The 17,679-nt window shown below is 68.2% G+C and carries 17 protein-coding genes; 3 read left to right on the top strand and 14 right to left on the bottom strand.

Going from position 1 to position 17,679, the window contains the following annotated elements; all coding sequences use genetic code 11:
* Positions 1-7 precede the first annotated feature (7 nt).
* The 12 genes from AC07OH_RS02375 to glpD all read right to left on the bottom strand — a co-directional run bounded on the left by AC07OH_RS02375 (position 8) and on the right by glpD (position 12,247).
* Entirely contained in the window at positions 8-916 is a 909-nt protein-coding gene (locus AC07OH_RS02375) for an ABC transporter ATP-binding protein (RefSeq protein ID WP_495299439.1), read from the bottom strand.
* Positions 916-1,896 carry a BtrH-related acyltransferase DarH gene (gene darH / locus AC07OH_RS02370; protein ID WP_095947357.1) on the bottom strand — a complete coding sequence of 327 codons (981 nt, stop codon included), beginning with the start codon at positions 1,894-1,896 and terminating at the stop codon, positions 916-918. Before darH ends, AC07OH_RS02375 begins: the two co-directional genes overlap by 1 nt.
* Positions 1,893-2,288 carry a DarG family dialkylresorcinol biosynthesis protein gene (locus AC07OH_RS02365; protein ID WP_495299438.1) on the bottom strand — a complete coding sequence of 132 codons (396 nt, stop codon included), beginning with the start codon at positions 2,286-2,288 and terminating at the stop codon, positions 1,893-1,895. The genes darH and AC07OH_RS02365 overlap by 4 nt, the downstream gene beginning before the upstream one ends.
* A gap of 2 nt (positions 2,289-2,290) precedes the next feature.
* Positions 2,291-3,427 (bottom strand): beta-ketoacyl-ACP synthase III, encoded by a 1,137-nt coding sequence (locus AC07OH_RS02360; protein ID WP_495299437.1) that lies wholly within the window; start codon positions 3,425-3,427, stop codon positions 2,291-2,293.
* Positions 3,417-4,421, bottom strand: coding sequence for a dialkylresorcinol condensing enzyme (locus AC07OH_RS02355; RefSeq protein WP_495299436.1), 1,005 nt, complete (start codon positions 4,419-4,421; stop codon positions 3,417-3,419). Before AC07OH_RS02355 ends, AC07OH_RS02360 begins: the two co-directional genes overlap by 11 nt.
* Positions 4,422-4,589: 168 nt before the next feature.
* The gene (locus tag AC07OH_RS02350; protein WP_062476729.1) at positions 4,590-6,320 is read right to left on the bottom strand and encodes an ABC transporter substrate-binding protein; all 1,731 of its coding nucleotides are present in this window, start codon (positions 6,318-6,320) and stop codon (positions 4,590-4,592) included.
* Between the two features lie 88 nt (positions 6,321-6,408).
* Entirely contained in the window at positions 6,409-6,717 is a 309-nt protein-coding gene (locus AC07OH_RS02345; RefSeq protein ID WP_495299435.1) for a DUF2160 domain-containing protein, read from the bottom strand.
* Between the two features lie 12 nt (positions 6,718-6,729).
* Positions 6,730-7,542: a carbohydrate ABC transporter permease gene (locus AC07OH_RS02340; RefSeq protein ID WP_062476734.1), complete on the bottom strand. Its 813-nt coding sequence runs from the start codon at positions 7,540-7,542 to the stop codon at positions 6,730-6,732.
* Positions 7,539-8,429, bottom strand: a complete 891-nt coding sequence (locus tag AC07OH_RS02335; RefSeq protein WP_062476737.1) for a carbohydrate ABC transporter permease — start codon at positions 8,427-8,429, stop codon at positions 7,539-7,541. Before AC07OH_RS02335 ends, AC07OH_RS02340 begins: the two co-directional genes overlap by 4 nt.
* Positions 8,426-9,496, bottom strand: coding sequence for an ABC transporter ATP-binding protein (locus tag AC07OH_RS02330; protein WP_489057303.1), 1,071 nt, complete (start codon positions 9,494-9,496; stop codon positions 8,426-8,428). The genes AC07OH_RS02335 and AC07OH_RS02330 overlap by 4 nt, the downstream gene beginning before the upstream one ends.
* 1 nt (position 9,497) lies before the next feature.
* Entirely contained in the window at positions 9,498-10,571 is a 1,074-nt protein-coding gene (locus tag AC07OH_RS02325) for an ABC transporter ATP-binding protein (RefSeq protein WP_495299434.1), read from the bottom strand.
* A complete protein-coding gene (glpD, locus tag AC07OH_RS02320) occupies positions 10,571-12,247 on the bottom strand; it encodes a glycerol-3-phosphate dehydrogenase (RefSeq protein WP_495299433.1) in 1,677 nt (558 codons plus the stop codon). The genes AC07OH_RS02325 and glpD overlap by 1 nt, the downstream gene beginning before the upstream one ends.
* A 122-nt stretch (positions 12,248-12,369) precedes the next feature.
* On the opposite strand from glpD, the gene AC07OH_RS02315 reads away from it, so the two are divergent.
* The gene (locus AC07OH_RS02315; protein ID WP_062476748.1) at positions 12,370-13,140 is read left to right on the top strand and encodes a DeoR/GlpR family DNA-binding transcription regulator; all 771 of its coding nucleotides are present in this window, start codon (positions 12,370-12,372) and stop codon (positions 13,138-13,140) included.
* Between the two features lie 19 nt (positions 13,141-13,159).
* Positions 13,160-14,656: a glycerol kinase GlpK gene (gene glpK, locus AC07OH_RS02310; protein WP_487849156.1), complete on the top strand. Its 1,497-nt coding sequence runs from the start codon at positions 13,160-13,162 to the stop codon at positions 14,654-14,656.
* Between the two features lie 13 nt (positions 14,657-14,669).
* Here glpK and AC07OH_RS02305 read toward each other — a convergent pair whose 3' ends face one another.
* Entirely contained in the window at positions 14,670-15,134 is a 465-nt protein-coding gene (locus AC07OH_RS02305) for an SH3 domain-containing protein (protein WP_495299432.1), read from the bottom strand.
* Between the two features lie 202 nt (positions 15,135-15,336).
* On the opposite strand from AC07OH_RS02305, the gene AC07OH_RS02300 reads away from it, so the two are divergent.
* The gene (locus AC07OH_RS02300; RefSeq protein ID WP_495299431.1) at positions 15,337-16,998 is read left to right on the top strand and encodes a phosphoethanolamine transferase; all 1,662 of its coding nucleotides are present in this window, start codon (positions 15,337-15,339) and stop codon (positions 16,996-16,998) included.
* Positions 16,999-17,005: 7 nt separating this feature from the next.
* Here AC07OH_RS02300 and AC07OH_RS02295 read toward each other — a convergent pair whose 3' ends face one another.
* Positions 17,006-17,614: an Lcl C-terminal domain-containing protein gene (locus AC07OH_RS02295; protein WP_495299430.1), complete on the bottom strand. Its 609-nt coding sequence runs from the start codon at positions 17,612-17,614 to the stop codon at positions 17,006-17,008.
* Between the last annotated feature and the right edge of the window lie 65 nt (positions 17,615-17,679).

Below are 17,679 nucleotides of genomic sequence, written 5' to 3'. Positions count from 1 at the left end.
CGTTCGGTCAGTCGCGCAGCGAACGGTGTGTGAGCGCCATGAAGAGCTGCTCGAGGTCGTGCCGGCCGAACTCGGCCTGGCGCACCTCGATGCCTTCGGCTTCGAGCGCGGCCAGCACGGGGCCGGGGCCGGTGCCTGGGTTCAGGTGGATGTGCCAGTGCGCCGCGCCCTGCTCCACCGTGCCGAAGCGCGAGAGCCTCTGCGCGTCGAGCCCGTCGGCGGCCAGGGTCAGCAGCATCGCGCTTTGCGACAGCAGCGCGTCGAGCGGGCCTTCGCGCAGCACGCGGCCCTGGTCGAGGATGGCCACGCGGTCGGCGATGGCCTCGATCTCTTCCATGTAGTGCGAGGCGTAGATCACCGCCGCGCCGGCCTGCGCCAGGCTCTTGATCGCATCGAGGATGAAGGCGCGCGACTGCGGATCGACGCCCACCGTCGGCTCGTCGAACAGCATCAGCTCGGGTTCGGGCAGCAAGGCGATCGCGAGGTTGAGGCGGCGCTTCAGGCCGCCCGAGAGTCGCTCGGCGCGCACGCCCGCGAACTGCTCGAGCTGCGCGAACTGCGTGCAGGTGTCGATGCGCGCCTTCTTTCGCGCACCCGAGAGACCGCCGGCCGCGGCGAAGCAGGCCAGGTTCTCGGCCACGGTGAGCATCGGGTAGAAGGCCTGGTCCTGCGGCGCGACGGCAATGCGCGTGGGCGCCTTGGCGCGCACCTGCTGCAGCGGCTGGCCGTCGATGCGGATGTCGCCCGACTGCACCGCGAGCGCGCCCGACAGGTGCGAGATCAGCGTGGTCTTGCCGGCGCCGTTGGGACCCAGCAGGCCCAGCACGCAACCGCGCGGCACGGCGAGCGACACGTCGGCCAGCGCGGCCTTGTCAGCGTGCGGGTAGCGGTAGCCGAGCTGGTGAAGCTCGAGCATCAGGCGACGGCGGCCTTGAGGTCGCGGAAGAAGGTTTCCTCTTGCTGCGCTTGCTCGCGCAGCTTGCCGGCGAGTGCCACCGGATCGACCGGCTCGCGGCCCTTGACCATGCGCGCCGCCTTGAGCGCGAACGCACGCCAGCCGTCGCCGATGGCGATCAGGCGTTCGGACATCTGCGTGAGCTGCGGCTTGTCGAGCAGCTGCGCCGCCTCCTGCAGGAAGCCCGCGTAGATGAAGCGAAAGCCCGCCCCGCCCGTGCCGATTTCTTCCTGCATGCGTACGAGGTGGCCGATGAAGTCGACGCTGCGCGGATCGCTGGGCGACAGCTTCTGCATGCGCTTGGCCAGCGTGCGCATACCGCGCACGCCCACGATGGGCACGGGCGCGAGCATGTTGCGCACGGTCTTGCGGATGGCCTGGGTCACCGAGGCGGCATCGACCGCCTTGCGCTCGATGGCCTGCGGGTAGTACATGAGGCCCTTGGGCGCCAGCACGCCCTTGGCGAAGCGGGCGCGCGACAGGTCTTCGCTGGCGCAGCGCACGGGCTCCTCGAACACCGGGTCGCTGATCAGGTAGTCGTCGCCGTCCTTGCCGTAGACCAGCAGGTTGTGCGCGTTGAAGTGAAAGCGCATGTTCGGCGGAAAGTACGGCAGCCAGTAGACCGAGGTCTGCAGGCCCACGAGCTGGCCGTCGGCCAGCAGCGCGTCCAGCCGCTGCTGCCCGGCCTGCGGGCTGCGGAAGGTCTCGAAGCGAAAGCGCGCGGCCATCGGCGCCAAAAGGCCCTTGATGATGGCCTTGGGCGGCATGCGGTACGAGATGAGCGGCAGGCCCGACAGCTTGATGAACGGCAGGTAGGCGAACGACAGCGCCGACGACAACCCCAGCGCCATCGCCTCGCTCATCGGCGCGCCGTGGTGGCGCATGAGGCTGGAGATGACGCCGCTTTCGCAGTGCGCCGCCTGTTGGTGTTGGAAGTTCACGGCAGGCCTTGCAGGGTGGAAACGGGCAGCCCCAGCGCCTGGCCGTAGCGGGCGAGCTGGGCCGGCGACAGCGCGGCGAAATGGCGCGGCTGCAGGTGGCGACGCACGCGCCACTGCCAGAAGCCGCTGGTCTGCGAGAGCAGCGCCACGTCCATGCGACGCTCGTACATCCAGTACTCGAGCGGCGAGGCCAGCCCGGCCTTCACGCGCGCCTTGGCCTCCTGCGCCTGCTCGAGCAGCACGTCGACCGCGTGGCTGGTGACGATCTCTTCCGCCTCCCAGCCCTTCGAGGTGGTGGTGACGACGCGGCCTTGCGCGTCGCGGGCATACATCAGCTTGGAATGGCCGGCGAGGGTCGCGTTGCCCTCCTGTGGCACGGCATCGAGGTCCATGGCTACACAGCCTCCAGGTAGATGAAGCCGCTGGAGAAGCGACCGCTTTCGGGCACGAACATCAGCAACTTCTGGCCGGGCTTGATACGACCGGAACGGAACAGCTCGTCCAGCATGATGTACGGCGAGGCCGAGCCGGTGTTGCCCTTGGTCGCGAGGTTGCTGAACCAGCGCTCGCGCGGAATCGGCAGGCCCAGCGCGGCCAGGCTCGCGGCCACGGGTTCGACGAAATAGTGCGACGACAGGTGCGGCAGGAACCAGTCGATGTCCTCGGTCTTGAGCCCGCGGCGTTCGATGATGGCCGCGAGCGGCTCGGTCAGCGTGGCGCGCACGATGTTGTCGTTGAGCAGGCGCACGTCCTGCTTGACGGCGAAGGTCGAGTCGCGCTGCCAGTCAGCCGGCAAGGTGCGGGCCCAGCCGTCGAGGCCGCCCTGTTCGTTCTTGTCCGCGCCGGCATACATGCACACCGGCAGCTCGTGCGCCGCCGACGACAGCTCGATCCACTCGACGCGCAGCGACAGCGGCCCGCGCGGCTCGCGCTCCAGCAGCACCGCGCCGGCGCCGTCGGACAGCATCCAGCGCAGGAAGTCTTTCTCGAAAGCGATCTCGGGGCGCGCTTCGAGCGCCTCGAGCTTGTGCTCGAGCTCGGCCTCGAAGTTGATGCCGCGCATCACGGCCGAGGCCAGCTCGGAGCCCGTGGCGACCGCGCGCCGCGCATCGCCCGCGCGCACCGACAGCCACGCGTGCTTGAGCGCCGCCGCGCCGGCCAGGCAGATGCCGGCGCAGGCCACCACCTCGAGCCGGGGCCAGCCCAGTTCGCCGTGCACCATCACCGCGTGGTTGGGCATGAGCTGGTCGGGCAGCGAGGTGCCGGTGGCCAAGCAGTCGACCGGGCCGATGTCGTCGCCCAGCGCGCGGATGGCCGCGGCGGTGAGCTGTGCGTTGGTCATGGCCAACTGGCCGGTGGCGCGGTCGATGGCGTAGTGGCGCGACTGGATGCCGTTGCTGCGCAGGATGAGGCGTCGCGCACGCGACACCTTGCCGCCGATGCGGCCCAACACTTCTTCGATGTCTTCGTTGCTGACCGGAGAAAAAGGCAGGAAGGCGGCGGTGCGGGTCAGGAAAACATCAGTCGTCATAGAGAGGGAGCCGGTCCGTGGCAGAGCCCGACGGGCGCTCGAATTGAGCCGTCATTTTAGTCAGCCACCCTCGGAACAACGGCCGCAGCAGGGCCTGCAGCGTCAGGCTCACCGGCACGACGGTGACGATCAGTGCCAGCAGGAACAGCACGTACAGCAAGAGCAGCGGCTTGCGCACCGCCGCGCCCGGCCCGCCGGCGGCCATGATCAGCTTGCCCCAGAGGTAGAAGCTGCGCGTGCCGGCCTTCTCGCTGATGAGCAGGCGCGCCTGGGCGCGCACCGCGCCCAGCCCGGCCAGCAGGGGCGCGTCGCCCTGCTCGCGGTCTGCGTGCAGCGCATCGCGCAGGGCGCGGCCGAAGCGGCCGCAGCCGCGGATCTGTTCCTCGCTCAGGCCCGCGTCGGGCATGCCCCAGAAGCCGCGCTTGCGGCCCCAGATGAGCCAGGCCGGCGTGGTGAAGAAGGTGGCGAGCGTGGGGCCCGGGTCGGTGAGCACCACGTTGTCAATCAGGCGCGCGCCGGTGGCGGCGAGCAGGCCCTTGAGCTTTTCGTGGGCCAGCAGCCACATGTTGCGGCAGGCAATGACCGTGACCACGGGTTTTCCCTTGAGCAGCCGCGCCGCCACGGGGTGCTGCAGGAAGGCCACGACCGGCTGCGCGGGCGCGAGGAACCAGACCTGGTACGGCAAGATGACGAGGTCGAAGTCTTCGTCGCCCGTGAGCGCGAGCGGCGCCAGCGGGCCCGGCTTCAGGTGGGCCGACTCGGGGAACGCGTCGAAGAAGGTCAGGAAGGGCCAGGGAAAGGGAAAGCGCTGCAACGGCCGCAACGTTTCCACGCGCAGTTCGATGCCCGGGTCGGCGCGCAGCGGCGCGGCGATCTGCCCGGCCACGCGGTCGAGCTGCCCGGTCTGCGAGTACTGGATCAGCAGGACGCGTTTGACACGCGCGCCCGGGGTGGCAGGAGGGCTGGCGGAGGGGCTGGAAGAACTTGGATTCACTGGCGGGGCGTGGCGGGGGCCGTCGAATGTAAGCGAAGCTTTTCAAAGGTGCATCTGCCATAGGTCATGGCGTCGCGCGAATCCGACGAACCAGGGCGCCAGAAAGCGAAAAAGGGCCGCACCTCGCGGCGCGGCCCTTGTTTGCAATTGCTGCTGGCGAAGCGCCGGTCAGCGCACCTTGCCGGCCTTCCAAGCGCTCAGCAGCTTGTTGTAGTCGATGGTCTCGCCCTTGGGCTTCTCGTTGGCCAGCTTCTTCCACGGGGCGTGCTGGTCGCTGAGCCACTTGTTCGGGTCGCCCTTGGCGTTGAGCTTGGGCGCGCAGTGGGCCATGCCGGCGCGTTGCAGGCGGCCCATCACGTTGTCCATCTCGTCGGCCAGGTTGTCCATGGCTTTTTGCGGGGTCTTCTCGCCCGTGACGGCCTCGGCCACGTTCTTCCACCACAGCTGCGCCAGCTTCGGGTAGTCGGGCACGTTGGTGCCGGTGGGCGTCCATGCCACGCGGGCCGGGCTGCGGTAGAACTCGACCAGGCCGCCCAGCTTGGGCGCCATGTCGGTCATGGCCTTGCTCTGGATGTCCGATTCGCGGATCGGGGTCAGGCCCACGATGGTCTTCTTGAGCGAGACGCTCTTGGAGGTCACGAACTGGGCGTAGAGCCAGGCAGCGGCGGTCTTGTTGGCGTCATGGCCGTTGAAGAACGACCACGAACCCACGTCCTGGTAGCCGTTCTGCATGCCCTGCTTCCAGTACGGGCCGTTCGGGCCGGGCGCCATGCGCCACTTGGGCGTGCCATCCTCGTTCACCACGGGCAGGCCCTTCTTGGTCATGTCGGCCGTGAAGGCCGTGTACCAGAAGATCTGCTGGGCGATCTGGCCCTGCGCGGGCACCGGGCCGGCTTCGCCGAAGGTCATGCCCATGGCTTCCTTGGGCGCGTACTTCTTCATCCAGTCGATGTACTTGGTGAGCGCGTACACGGCGGCCGGCGAGTTGGTCGCGCCGCCGCGCGACACGGCCGCGCCCACGGGAGTGCACTTGTCGTCGGCCACGCGGATGCCCCATTCGTCGATCGGCATGCCGTTGGGGGTGCCGATGTCGGCGGTGCCGGCCATCGAGAGCCACGCATCGGTGAAGCGCCAGCCCAGCGACGGGTCCTTCTTGCCGTAGTCCATGTGGCCGTAGATCGGCTTGCCGTCGATGGTCTTCACGTCGACGCTGAAGAACTCGGCGATGTCCTCGTAGGCGCTCCAGTTCAGCGGCACGCCCAGGTCGTAGCCGTACTTGGCCTTGAACTTGTCCTTCAGGTCCTTGCGATCGAACAGGTCGGCGCGGAACCAGTACAGGTTGGCGAACTGCTGGTCGGGCAGCTGGTAGAGCTTGCCGTCGGGCGCGGTGGTGAACTTGGTGCCGATGAAGTCCTTGATGTCGAGCCCGGGGTTGGTGTACTCCTTGCCCGCACCGGCCATGTAGTCGGTGAGGTTCATCATCTTGCCGTAGCGGTAGTGCGTACCGATCAGGTCGGAGTCGGAAATCCAGCCGTCGTAGATCGACTTGCCCGACTGCATCGAGGTCTGCAGCTTCTCGACCACGTCGCCTTCCTGGATCAGGTCGTGCTTGACCTTGATGCCGGTGATTTCCTCGAAGGCCTTGGCCAGCGTCTTCGACTCGTATTCATGCGTGGTGATGGTCTCCGACACCACCGAGATTTCCTTGACGCCCTTGGCCTGCAGCTTCTTGGCCGCGTCGATGAACCACTTCATCTCGGCCGCCTGCTGGTCCTTGCTCAGGGTCGACGGCTGGAACTCGCTGTCGATCCATTTCTTGGCTTCGGGCTCTGCGGCCCATGCGCCGTGCGCGGCGACCATCGCCGCCGCCATTGCCAATGCCGTGTAGCGCATCTTCATGAATGTGTCTCCTCGGTTGTGCTTCCCCGGTTTTTTCATCGCGGCTCCGGGGAGGCGGAGAGCCGGACGCGTTGACGAAATCGGTGGGCTAGCCTTTGCGCATCACGAGCGCGAGCACGAACATCGACAGCACGAAGCCGATCCAGATCGAGGGCTCGGCCTCCAGGCTCATCCACTCCTGCACCTTGCCGGCCAGGCCGACGAAGACCAGGTTCACATACGCAGCGGACAGCAGGCCGATGAACAGCCGGTCGCCGCGCGTGGTGGCAATGGGCAGCCAGCCACGGCGCATCGTGGTGGGCGACTTGAACTCCCACACCGTCATGCCGACCAGCATGAGCGCGATGCAGCTGAAGAAAACGGCCACCGGGGTGGTCCAGACCATCCAGTCGAACATCTCTCGGTCTCCTTAGACGCGGCCCATCGCAAAGCCTTTTGCGATGTAGTGGCGGACAAACCAGATCACGATCGCGCCCGGCACGATGGTGAGCACGCCGGCCGCGGCCAGCGTCGCCCAGTCCATGCCCGAGGCGCTCACCGTGCGCGTCATCGTCGCCACGATGGGCTTGGCGTTCACGCTCGTGAGCGTGCGCGCCAGCAGCAGCTCGACCCAGCTGAACATGAAGCAGAAGAACGCCGCCACGCCCACGCCGGCCTTGATGAGCGGCAGGAAGATGGTGAGGAAGAAGCGGGGGAACGAGTAGCCGTCGATGTACGCCGTCTCGTCGATCTCACGCGGAATGCCGCTCATGAAGCCTTCGAGAATCCACACCGCCAGCGGCACGTTGAACAGCAGGTGCGCCAGCGCCACGCCCAGGTGCGTGTCCATGAGGCCGACGGTGCTGTACAGCTGGAAGAACGGCAGCAGGAACACTGCGGGCGGCGTCATGCGGTTGGTCAGCAGCCAGAAGAACACGTGCTTGTCGCCCAGGAACGAATAGCGCGAGAACGCATAGGCCGCCGGCAGCGCCACGGTGAGCGAGATCACCGTGTTGATCGCCACGTAGATCAGGCTGTTGATGTAGCCCGAGTACCACGACTCGTCGGTGAAGATGCGCGCGTAGTTGGCCCAGGTGAGCTGCTGCGGGAAGAACGAGAAGCTCGACAGGATCTCCTCGTTCGTCTTGAAGCTCATGTTGACCATCCAGTAGATGGGCAACAGCGCGAACAGGATGTACAGCAGCAAAAAGATGCTGCGCTTGTGGAAGCGTTTCTCGTTCATTGTTCTTTCTCCACCTCTTGCGTGCCCACACGCTGCATCCAGTTGTAGAGCACGAAGCAGAACAACAGGATGATCAGGAAATAGATCAGCGAGAACGCCGCCGCCGGCCCGAGGTCGAACTGCCCCACGGCCTTCTGCGTGAGGTACTGGCTCAGGAAGGTGGTCGCGTTGCCCGGTCCGCCGCCCGTCAGCACGAAGGGCTCGGTGTAGATCATGAAGCTGTCCATGAAGCGCAGCAGCACCGCGATCATCAGCACGCCGCGCATCTTGGGCAGCTGGATGTAGCGGAACACCGCGAACTTGCTGGCGCCGTCGATGCGCGCGGCCTGGTAGTAGGCGTCGGGAATGGAGCGCAGGCCGGCGTAGCAGAGCAAGGCCACCAGCGGCGTCCAGTGCCACACGTCCATCACCAGCACCGTGAGCCACGCGTCGGTCGCGCTGCCGGTGTAGTTGTATTCGATGCCCATGACCTGCAGCGCGTGGCCCAGGAGGCCGATGTCGGCGCGGCCGTAGATCTGCCAGATCGTGCCCACCACGTTCCATGGAATGAGCAGCGACAACGCCACCACCACCAGCACCGCCGACGACTTCCAGCCCGTGGCCGGCATCGACAGCGCGAGCGCGATGCCCAGCGGGATCTCGACAAGCAGCACCGACAGCGAGAAGCCCAGCTGGCGCCACAGCGCCTGGTGCAGCTCGTCGTCGCGCATCACGGCGGCGAACCATTCGGTGCCGACGAACACGCGCCGGTCGGGCGAGATGATGTCCTGCACCGAATAGTTGACCACCGTCATCAGCGGCACGATGGCCGAGAAGGCCACGCAGATCAGCACCGGCAGCACCAGCCACCACGCCTTCTGGTTGATCGGCTTGTTGGTGGGGTTCATGCGACCAGTTCCTCGTCCTTGTAGTAGCAGGTGTGGGTGTCGAGCACCCGCAGCCACACCGTGTCGCCCACCGAGGGCGGCTGTTCGTCCGAATGCATGCGCACCTTGACCACGCCGCCGTCGACCTCGGCGCTGAGCATCGCGTGCGTGCCGACGTCCTGCACCTGCTTCACCACCGCCGGCACGGCACCCGCCGCCCCTGCGTTCGACAGGCGCAGGTACTCGGGCCGGATGCCGATCTTGAGCGCGCCGGGCGGCAGCTCGCGCGTGGGCACCAGCGGCGTGCCCGCCACTTCGAGCGCACCGTTGGCGCTGTGGGCCGACAGGAAGTTCATGCCCGGCGAGCCGATGAAGTGGCCGACGAAGGTGTGGGCCGGCCGCTCGAACAGCGCTTCGGCGCTGCCCACCTGCACGGCCTTGCCGCGCGTCATGACCACCACCTCTTCGGCGAAGGTGAGCGCCTCGACCTGGTCGTGCGTCACGTAGATCAGCGTGAGCTTGAGCTCGCGGTGGATCTGCTTGAGCTTGCGGCGCAGCTGCCACTTCAGGTGCGGATCGATCACGGTGAGCGGTTCGTCGAACAGCACCGCCGACACGTCGCTGCGCACCAGGCCGCGGCCCAGCGAAATCTTCTGCTTGGCGTCGGCCGCCAGGCCCGCGGCGCGCTGGTTGAGCTGGCCGCTCATGTCGAGCATTTCGGCGATCTCGCCGACGCGCTTCTTGATCTGGTCTTCGGGCACCTTGCGGTTGCGCAGCGGGAACGCGAGGTTCTCGGCCACGGTCATGGTGTCGTAGATCACCGGGAACTGGAACACCTGCGCGATGTTGCGTTCCTGCGGCGTGGCGCGCGTCATGTCGCGGCCGTCGAAGCTCACGCTGCCCTGCGACGGCACGAGCAGGCCCGAGATGATGTTGAGCATGGTCGTCTTGCCGCAGCCCGAGGGGCCGAGCAAGGCGTACGCACCGCCGTCGCGGAAGCTCATCTTCAGCGGGAGCAACGCATAGTCGCTGTCCTGCGTCGGGTTGGGGCGGTAGGCGTGGGCCAGGTCGAGATCAATGCGTGCCATCTCAAGCTCCTTTGCGCCATGCCGGCGCGAGCGCCAGCTTTTCGCTGGCATCGAACACATAGGCCTGCGATGCGCTGAAGTACAGCGTGATCGAAGCGCCCAGCTCGAAGCGGTGCACGCCGGTGAGCTGCGCCACCAGTTCGCCCACCGCGGTCTCGACGTGCACGAAGGTGTCGGAGCCCGAAATCTCGGCCAGCTCCACCTTGCCGGGCAAGGCGATGTCGCCCTCCCCCGCGTCGACATTCAAAGCGCTCGCGCGCAGGCCGACCGTGACCGCGCCCGAGGTGCTCTCGGGCAGGGCCAGCGCCAGCGCCGGGCCGCCCGCCAGTTGCACGCGGCCGGCTGCCGCCGTGCCCGCCAGCAGGTTCATCGGCGGATCGCTGAAGGCGCGTGCCACGCGCAACGACTGCGGCGCATGGAACACCTCGGCGGTCGGGCCGTACTGCAGCAGCTCGCCGGCGTCCATCACGGCCGTGTAGCCGCCCAGCAGCAGCGCTTCGCCGGGCTCGGTGGTGGCGTAGATGACGGTCGAGTCGCCGGTGGCGAAGAGCTGCGTGAGTTCTTCGCGCAGGCCTTCGCGCAGCTTGTAGTCGAGGTTGACCAGCGGCTCGTCGAGCAACATCAGCGGTGCGTTCTTGGCGAGCGCGCGCGCCAGCGCCACGCGCTGCTGCTGGCCGCCCGACAGCTCCTGCGGGTAGCGGTCGAGGAACATGCCGATGTGCAGCTTGTCGGCCAGCGCCTTCACCCGCGCGTCGATGTTCGACTCGCCGCGCAGCTTCAGCGGCGAGGCGATGTTGTCGGCCACCTTGAGCGAGGGGTAGTTGATGAACTGCTGGTAGACCATCGCGACATTGCGCTCGCGCACCGGCGTGCCGGTGACGTCCTTGCCGTCCACCAGCACACGCCCGGTGCTGGGCGTGTCGAGCCCGGCCATGAGGCGCATCAGGCTGGTCTTGCCGGCCTGCGTGGCGCCGAGCAGCACGGTCACCGCGCCGCTTTTCGGCGCAATGCTCTGCTCGTAGAGCCAGGTTTGCGCGCCGACCTTCTTGGTGACGCGCTCCAGAGTCAGCTGCATCAGCTCACCTCCACTTCCACGGTGTCGTTGTTGTTCTTTGCGTTGGCCTGCAGCCAGATCGCCACCTGCTCGCGCTCGGCGGGCGTGTAGTGCAGGCCGAGCTTGGTGCGGCGCCAGAGCACGTCGTCCGAGCTCACGGCCCATTCGCGCGCCTGCAAGAAGCGCAGCTCGCGCTCGTACAGGCCGGGCGCCACCTCGGCGCCCATGTCGGCCAGCGACTGCGCCTCGCCGACCAGTTCGGCCACGCGCGCGCCGTAGCCGCGCGCCAGCCGCAGCGCGACCTGGGCGTCGAGCCAGGGGTACTTGGCCTGCACGGCCGCCACGAAGCGGGCGAAGTCGTCGTCGGGGCGCCTGGGCGCGCCGATCCAGGCCGACAGGTCGCCGCCGGCCAGGAAGGCGCCGTCGGTCCAGGCCGGGCGCTGGGCATTCGACTGGCCGAGCATCTTGCCGACCTCGTCGGCCGCGTCCTCGGCCAGCTTGCGGAAGGTGGTGATCTTGCCGCCCCACACCGACAGCAGCGGCGCGGCGGTGGTGTTCGACTCGAGCAGGTAGTCGCGCGTGACGGCCGAGGGGTCGCCCGAGGCATCGTCCAGCAGCGGGCGCACGCCCGAGTAGGTCCAGACCACGTCGGCCGGCACGATGGCCTTGTCGAAGTAGCGGCTGGCCTGGGTGCACAGGTAGTCGATCTCTTCCTGCGCGATGCGCGCGGCGCCGGGGTCGTCGCCGCTGATCTCGATGTCGGTGGTGCCGATCAGCGTGAACGCGCCCTGGTAGGGAATGGCGAAGATGATCCGCTTGTCGGGGTTCTGGAAGATGTAGGCGTGGTCGTGGTCGAACAGGCGCGGCACGATGATGTGGCTGCCCTTCACGAGCCGCAGGCTCTTGGTGGCCAGCGCTTCGCCGCGCGCCGACTGGGCCACGCCGCGCAGGAAGGATTCGGCCCACGGGCCGGCCGCGTTCACCACGGCGCGCGCACGCACGGTGCGGTGCGCGCCGTCGGGGCCTTCGAGCGTGGCGACCCAGCCGTCGGCGCCGCGCTGCGCATGGATGCAGCGCGTGCGCGTGAGCACCTCGGCGCCCTTCGAACGCGCGTCGATGGCGTTGAGCACCACCAGCCGCGCGTCGTCGACCCAGCCGTCGGAGTACACGAAGCCGCGCTTGTACTGCGCCTTGAGCGGCGCGCCGGCCGGGTGCTGGCGCAGGTCGATGCCGCGCGACGGCGGCAGCACCTCGCGTTTGGCGAGGTGGTCGTACATGAACAGGCCGATGCGGATCATCCAGGCCGGGCGCATCGACGGGTCGTGCGGCATCACGAAGCGCAGCGGCCACATGATGTGCGGCGCGCTCTTGAGCAGCACTTCGCGCTCCTGCAGCGCCTTGCGCACCAGCGAGAACTCGTAGTACTCGAGGTAGCGCAGCCCGCCGTGGATCAGCTTGGTGGACGACGACGACGTGTGCGAGGCCAGGTCGTCCTTCTCGCACAGGACCACGCGCCAGCCCCGGCCGGCCAGGTCGCGCGCAATGCCGCACCCGTTGATGCCGCCGCCGACGATCAGCACATCGCATTCGGTGGCCGGCGCGGCCGCTGGAGAGGAGAAATCGCTCACAGGATGGGGGTCCGTAGGTTCGTGACTTTTGTCAGCAAAGGCCGAGATTGTATTTTCGAGTTTTTTCATTTGGATTCCTTTTGGCGCGATTTTCCTCCGAGTTTTCCCTTACTCGTCTTCGTTTTCTTTCGTTTTAAAGTGACGCGCCCTGTACCCTCGACCCCAGTCTTTCCGCTTTCCACGACGCCTCTGTGAACTCCAACCCGCGCCAGATCAACCTCCTCGACACCGTGCGCGCGCGCGGTTCGGTCACCGTCGAACAGCTCGCCGACATGCTGGGCGTCACGCTGCAGACCGTGCGGCGCGACGTGCAGCGGCTGGCCGATGCGGGGTTGCTGACGCGTTTCCACGGCGGCGTGCGCGTGCCCAGCTCGACCACCGAGAACATCGGCTACCAGCAGCGCGAAACACTCAACGCCGACGGCAAAGCGCGCATTGCGCGCCGCGTGGCCGAGCTGGTGCCCAACGACTGTTCGCTCATCCTGAACATCGGCACCACCACCGAGGCCATCGCCAAGGCGCTGATGCGCCACACGGGCCTGCGCGTGATCACCAACAACCTGAACGTGGCGACCATCCTGAGCGGCAACACGGCCTGCGAGGTGATCGTGGCCGGCGGCTCGGTGCGCCCGCGCGACCGCGCCGTGGTGGGCGAGGCCACCATCGACTTCATCCGCCAGTTCAAGGTCGACATCGCGCTCATCGGCGTGTCGAGCATCGAGGCCGACGGCTCGCTGCGCGACTTCGACCTGCGCGAGGTGAAGGTCGCGCAGACCATCATTGCCCAGGCGCGCGAGGTGTGGCTGGCGGCCGACGCGAGCAAGTTCAACCGGCCGGCCATGATCCAGCTGGGCACGCTCTCGCAGATCGACCGCCTGTTCACCGACGCAGCGCCGCCGCCGCCCTTCCCCGACCTGCTGCATGCCGCGCAAGTGCGCCTCGAGATCGCGCGCGACAACTGAACCCCATCCCATCCATCGAATGACCACCTACCTGCTTGCCCTCGACCAGGGCACCTCCAGCTCGCGCAGCATCGTGTTCGACCGCGAAGGCCGCATCGTCGCCATCGCGCAGAAGGAACTCACGCAGATCTACCCGCAGCCGGGCTGGGTCGAGCACGACCCGATGGAAATCTGGCGCAGCCAGCTGGCCACCGCGCGCGAAGTGCTGGCCAAGGCAAAGCTGCAGCCCGCCGACATCCACGCCATCGGCATCACCAACCAGCGCGAGACCACCGTGCTGTGGAACCGCACCACCGGCCAGCCGGTGCACCACGCCATCGTCTGGCAGGACCGCCGCGCCGAGCCGCTGTGCGCGCAGCTGCGCGAACAGGGCCTGAGCGACACCATCCGCGAGAAGACCGGGCTCGTCATCGACGCCTACTTCTCGGGCACCAAGCTGCGCTGGCTGCTGGACAACGTGCCCGGCGCGCGCGCCCAGGCCGAACGCGGCGAACTCGCCTTCGGCACGGTCGACAGCTGGCTCATGTGGCAGCTCACCGGCGGCAAGGTGCACGTGACCGACGTGAGCAACGCCTCGCGCACCATGCTCTTCAACGTGCACACGAACGAATGGGACGCCGACCTGCTGAAGGCGCTGGACATCCCCGCCGCGCTGATGCCGAAGGTGCAGCCCTCGAGCTCGCACTTCGCGGACACCGACGCCGCGCTGCTGGGCCATGCGCTGCCCATCGGCGGCGTGGCCGGCGACCAGCAGAGCGCCCTCTTCGGCCAGGCCTGCTTCGAAGCCGGCATGGCCAAGAACACCTACGGCACCGGCTGCTTCCTGCTGATGCACACGGGCGGCGCGTTCCAGCCCTCGCACAACGGCCTGCTGGTGACCAGCGCCGCGCAGGTCGACGCGACCCCGCAGTACGCGATGGAAGGCAGCGTGTTCGTCGGCGGCGCGGTGGTGCAGTGGCTGCGCGACGGCCTCAAGGCCATCAAGGGCAGCGCCGAGGTGCAGTCGCTGGCCGAGAGCGTGCCCGACGCGGGCGGCGTGATGATGGTGCCGGCCTTCACCGGCCTGGGCGCGCCCTACTGGGACGCGGACGCGCGCGGCACGATCACCGGCCTCACGCGCGGGACCACGGTCGCTCACATCGCGCGCGCCGCGCTGGAAAGCATCGCGTACCAAAGTGCCGCGCTGCTGCAGGCCATGAGCCGCGACGCGGTCGCCGCGGGCGGCAAGCCCGTGGCCGAGTTGCGCGTGGACGGCGGTGCGAGCGTGAACGACCTGCTGATGCAGTTCCAGGCCGACCTGCTGGGCATTCCCGTGGTGCGGCCCGAGGTGGTCGAGACCACCGCGCTGGGCGCGGCCTACCTGGCGGGGCTGTCGACCGGCGTCTACACCGACGCGCGCCAGCTCTCGAAGCTGTGGAAGGTGGAGCGCCGCTTCATGCCGACCATGGGCCGCGCGCAGGCCGAGGAATCGATGGCGCGCTGGGAGCGCGCGGTGCGCCAGGCCACCGCGACCTGAGCGCCCCCCGGCTTCACCAGCCCCAGAGGGAGCGCTTCAGCACCCAGCCGGTGGCGCCGCCTTCGTGGCGCACCTTCACCCAGTCGCCGCGGCGCTCGAGGGTGCGCAGCACGTCGCCGTACACGGCCCGCTTCACGACCGGGCTGCGGGCGCCGGGCGCGCGGCGCAGCTGCGCGGTCTTCGCCTTCACGACGTGGTGCGGCGTCTTGCTCGTCATCGAGCGGAAGACCCAGGCCTTGTCGTTCTCGAAATCGGTGACCCGCAGCCAGTCGCCCTTGCGGCCGATCACGCGCAGCGGATAGCCCCGACTCACGGTCCAGTGCGCCTCGGCGCGCTGGCTGGGGGCGGTGCGCATGTTCAGCGTCTTGACCGCGACACTGACCATCTGCGGCTGCGCGGCAAAGGCGGACGGCAACACCATCCACGAGAAGAAGAATGCGAGCAGGAGCGCGGGCAGTCGGCGGCTGAATCGGGCCATGGGGCGAGGGTTCCTTTCGAGAAGACACGGGAGGTCCGGCAAATGCCGGTCGAAGCCCCCTCTGGGACGCTGAGCGCCGATAAGTTCCGCCGGGATATCCCTGAGGCGTGCCCCAAAGACCCCGCCAGGGTCGGGACACTGAACGCGTTGCCGCAGGGTGCGGGGCAGAATTCGCCCGCCTTTCGACTCCCCCACGCCGCGTTTGACACACCCTCACATCGACGCCCCGCGTCCCACCGCCAGCGCCCTGCTGGCTTGCGGCGTGGTCGGCGCCACGCTGCTGGCGCTGATCGCCCTGGGCCACGACGGCCGCCGCATCGCCCAGCTCGCGGTGCTCGCCGCGCCGCCCGTGCTCTGGCTGCTGTGGCCGCTGCACAGCGCGCGCCTGCGGCGCTGGCGCACGGCGCTGGTGTGGCTCTGGGTCATGGGCTTCGGCCTGGACGCCGTGGTCCGCGCTTATCTGCTCGACACCTACCAGGCCGCGCCCGACAGCGCCATGGTGCTGGGCGCGGCGGCCAACACCAACGCACGAGAAAGCGCCGAGTACCTCCGCATGCACTGGCGCTCTGCGGTCGTCTGGTCGGCCGCACTCGCGGCGGCGGGCGTGGTGGCGGGCCTGTTCGCGCGGCGCGGTGCCGTGGCGCCGCATGCGCGGCGGCCGTTCTGGGTGCGCTCGCTGCTGCTGCTGATCCTGCTCGCGGCCTGCGTGGCCTACGTGAGCAAGCCCTGGCGCCGGCTGCACCCGGTCGTCTTCTGGACCCAGTGGTCGCAGTCGCTGCAGGACCAGCGCGCCGCCTGGGCCGGCCAGGAAAAAACCCGCGATGCACAAATGGCCCAGGCGCGGCAGATCGCACCGGTGTTCTCGCGCGAAGGGCCGTCGACGGTGGTGCTCGTCATCACCGACAGCATCAACCGCGACAACATGGGCCTGTACGGCTACGGCCGCCCGACCACGCCACGCCTGCAGGCGCACAAGGCGCAGGAAGGCGACCGCATGGCCGTGCTGCGCAACGCGTGGTCGGTCGACGCAAGCACCCTGCCCGCGCTGCGCAACATGTTCCATTTCGGGCAGCCGGCGAATGGAAACGACGGAAATAACGGGAATGGCGACAGCCCGCCCCACCTGCTCGCCCTGGCGCGCGCCGCCGGCTACAAGGTCTGGTGGATCAGCAACCACGACGACCTGGCCATCGAGCAGGAGCACGCACGCTATGCCGACGTGGTCGACATGGTGAACCGCACGCCGGGCCGCGCCAGCGCCTCGCTCGACGGCGAGATCCTCGACTGCGTGCAGGAAGCCTTTGCCGACACGAGCAGCGAGCGCAAGCTCATCGTGGTCCACCTGATGGGCGCGCACCCGCACTACAGCCTGCGCTTTCCCGAGAACGCCAACCCCTTCGACGACAACGTCGATGCCATCGAGACCGGCCTCGTGAAGGACGGTCGCTCGGCCTGGGTGCGGCACTTCCGCCAGCAGTACGACGCCGCGCTGCTGTACCACGACTTCGTGGTGTCGGAGTTGCTGCAGCAGACCCTCAGCACGGGCCGCCCCGAGGACTACCGCGCCTGGATGTACCTGTCGGACCACGGCCAGGAAGTCGGCCACGGCAGCGACCGCGCAGGCCACAGCCCCGCGACCGCCTCGGGCTACCGCATCCCGGCCATCGTCTGGCGCAACCGCGAGCCGCTGCCCACCGGCGCCGCCACGCAGCAGCCCTTTCGCGCGGACTGGGCGGGCTGGAGCCTCATGGACCTGCTGGGCATCCGCTGGAGCGGGCAGAAGGCGCAGCGCAATGTGCTGGGCGACAGCTATGAGTGGCAGGCGCCGGAGATTCCGGTGACCGTCGAGTCGTTCTCGAAGTAGCGAGAGATCAGCGGTCGGCCACCGGCCGCACGGCATGGGTGGCCTCGGCCGCCTCGTTCTGGCCGATCCACGCATTGCTGAAGTCCACGGCATAGAAGTGCTGCGCGGCCTCGCTGCCCGAGCCCGACCAGAACTTGCGCAGCGGCGTGTCGGGAAAGCGTGCGCTGTCGATGGTGGGAACGGAAGTTTCGCGGGCGCACCATCGCGGCACGGTGACGGGCTCCTTTTCGGGGCTCAGCTCGAGCGTGAACTGCTCGTCGACCAGGCCGTGGTCGCAACGCCGCAGCGCCGCCAGCTCCACGATGGTCGGCAGCCGCCATTGCGAGATGCCTTCATGGCCCTTCACGTTGAGCGCCTGCACGCGTTCCTGCGCGTCCATCAGGCTCAGGGTTTCGGCCTCGCCGACACAACGGCCGCCCTGCCAGGTCTGCCCCAACGCGCAGCGCAGCCAGCGCAATCCCGTGGCGGCATCGACGACGACGGCCGTCGATGCCTGGGGCGAGGAGGCTTGTTCTTTCGGTGATGCGGATTGGTCGCAGCCGGCGAGCAGCACTGCGGCAGCCAAGGCGGCGGCCATGCACTTGCCATTGCGGGCAAGCGTTGACTTCTTCTTCATGGGAACTCCCTGCGGTCGGCAACTGGATCGAGATCGAACTCGAATGCTACCGCCCGCCATGCGAG

It is taken from the genome of Variovorax sp. GW821-FHT10C12 (assembly GCF_059415405.1).
The sequence above is the reverse complement of the archived record's forward strand: the minus strand, read 5'-3'. Positions and strand labels throughout refer to the sequence as shown.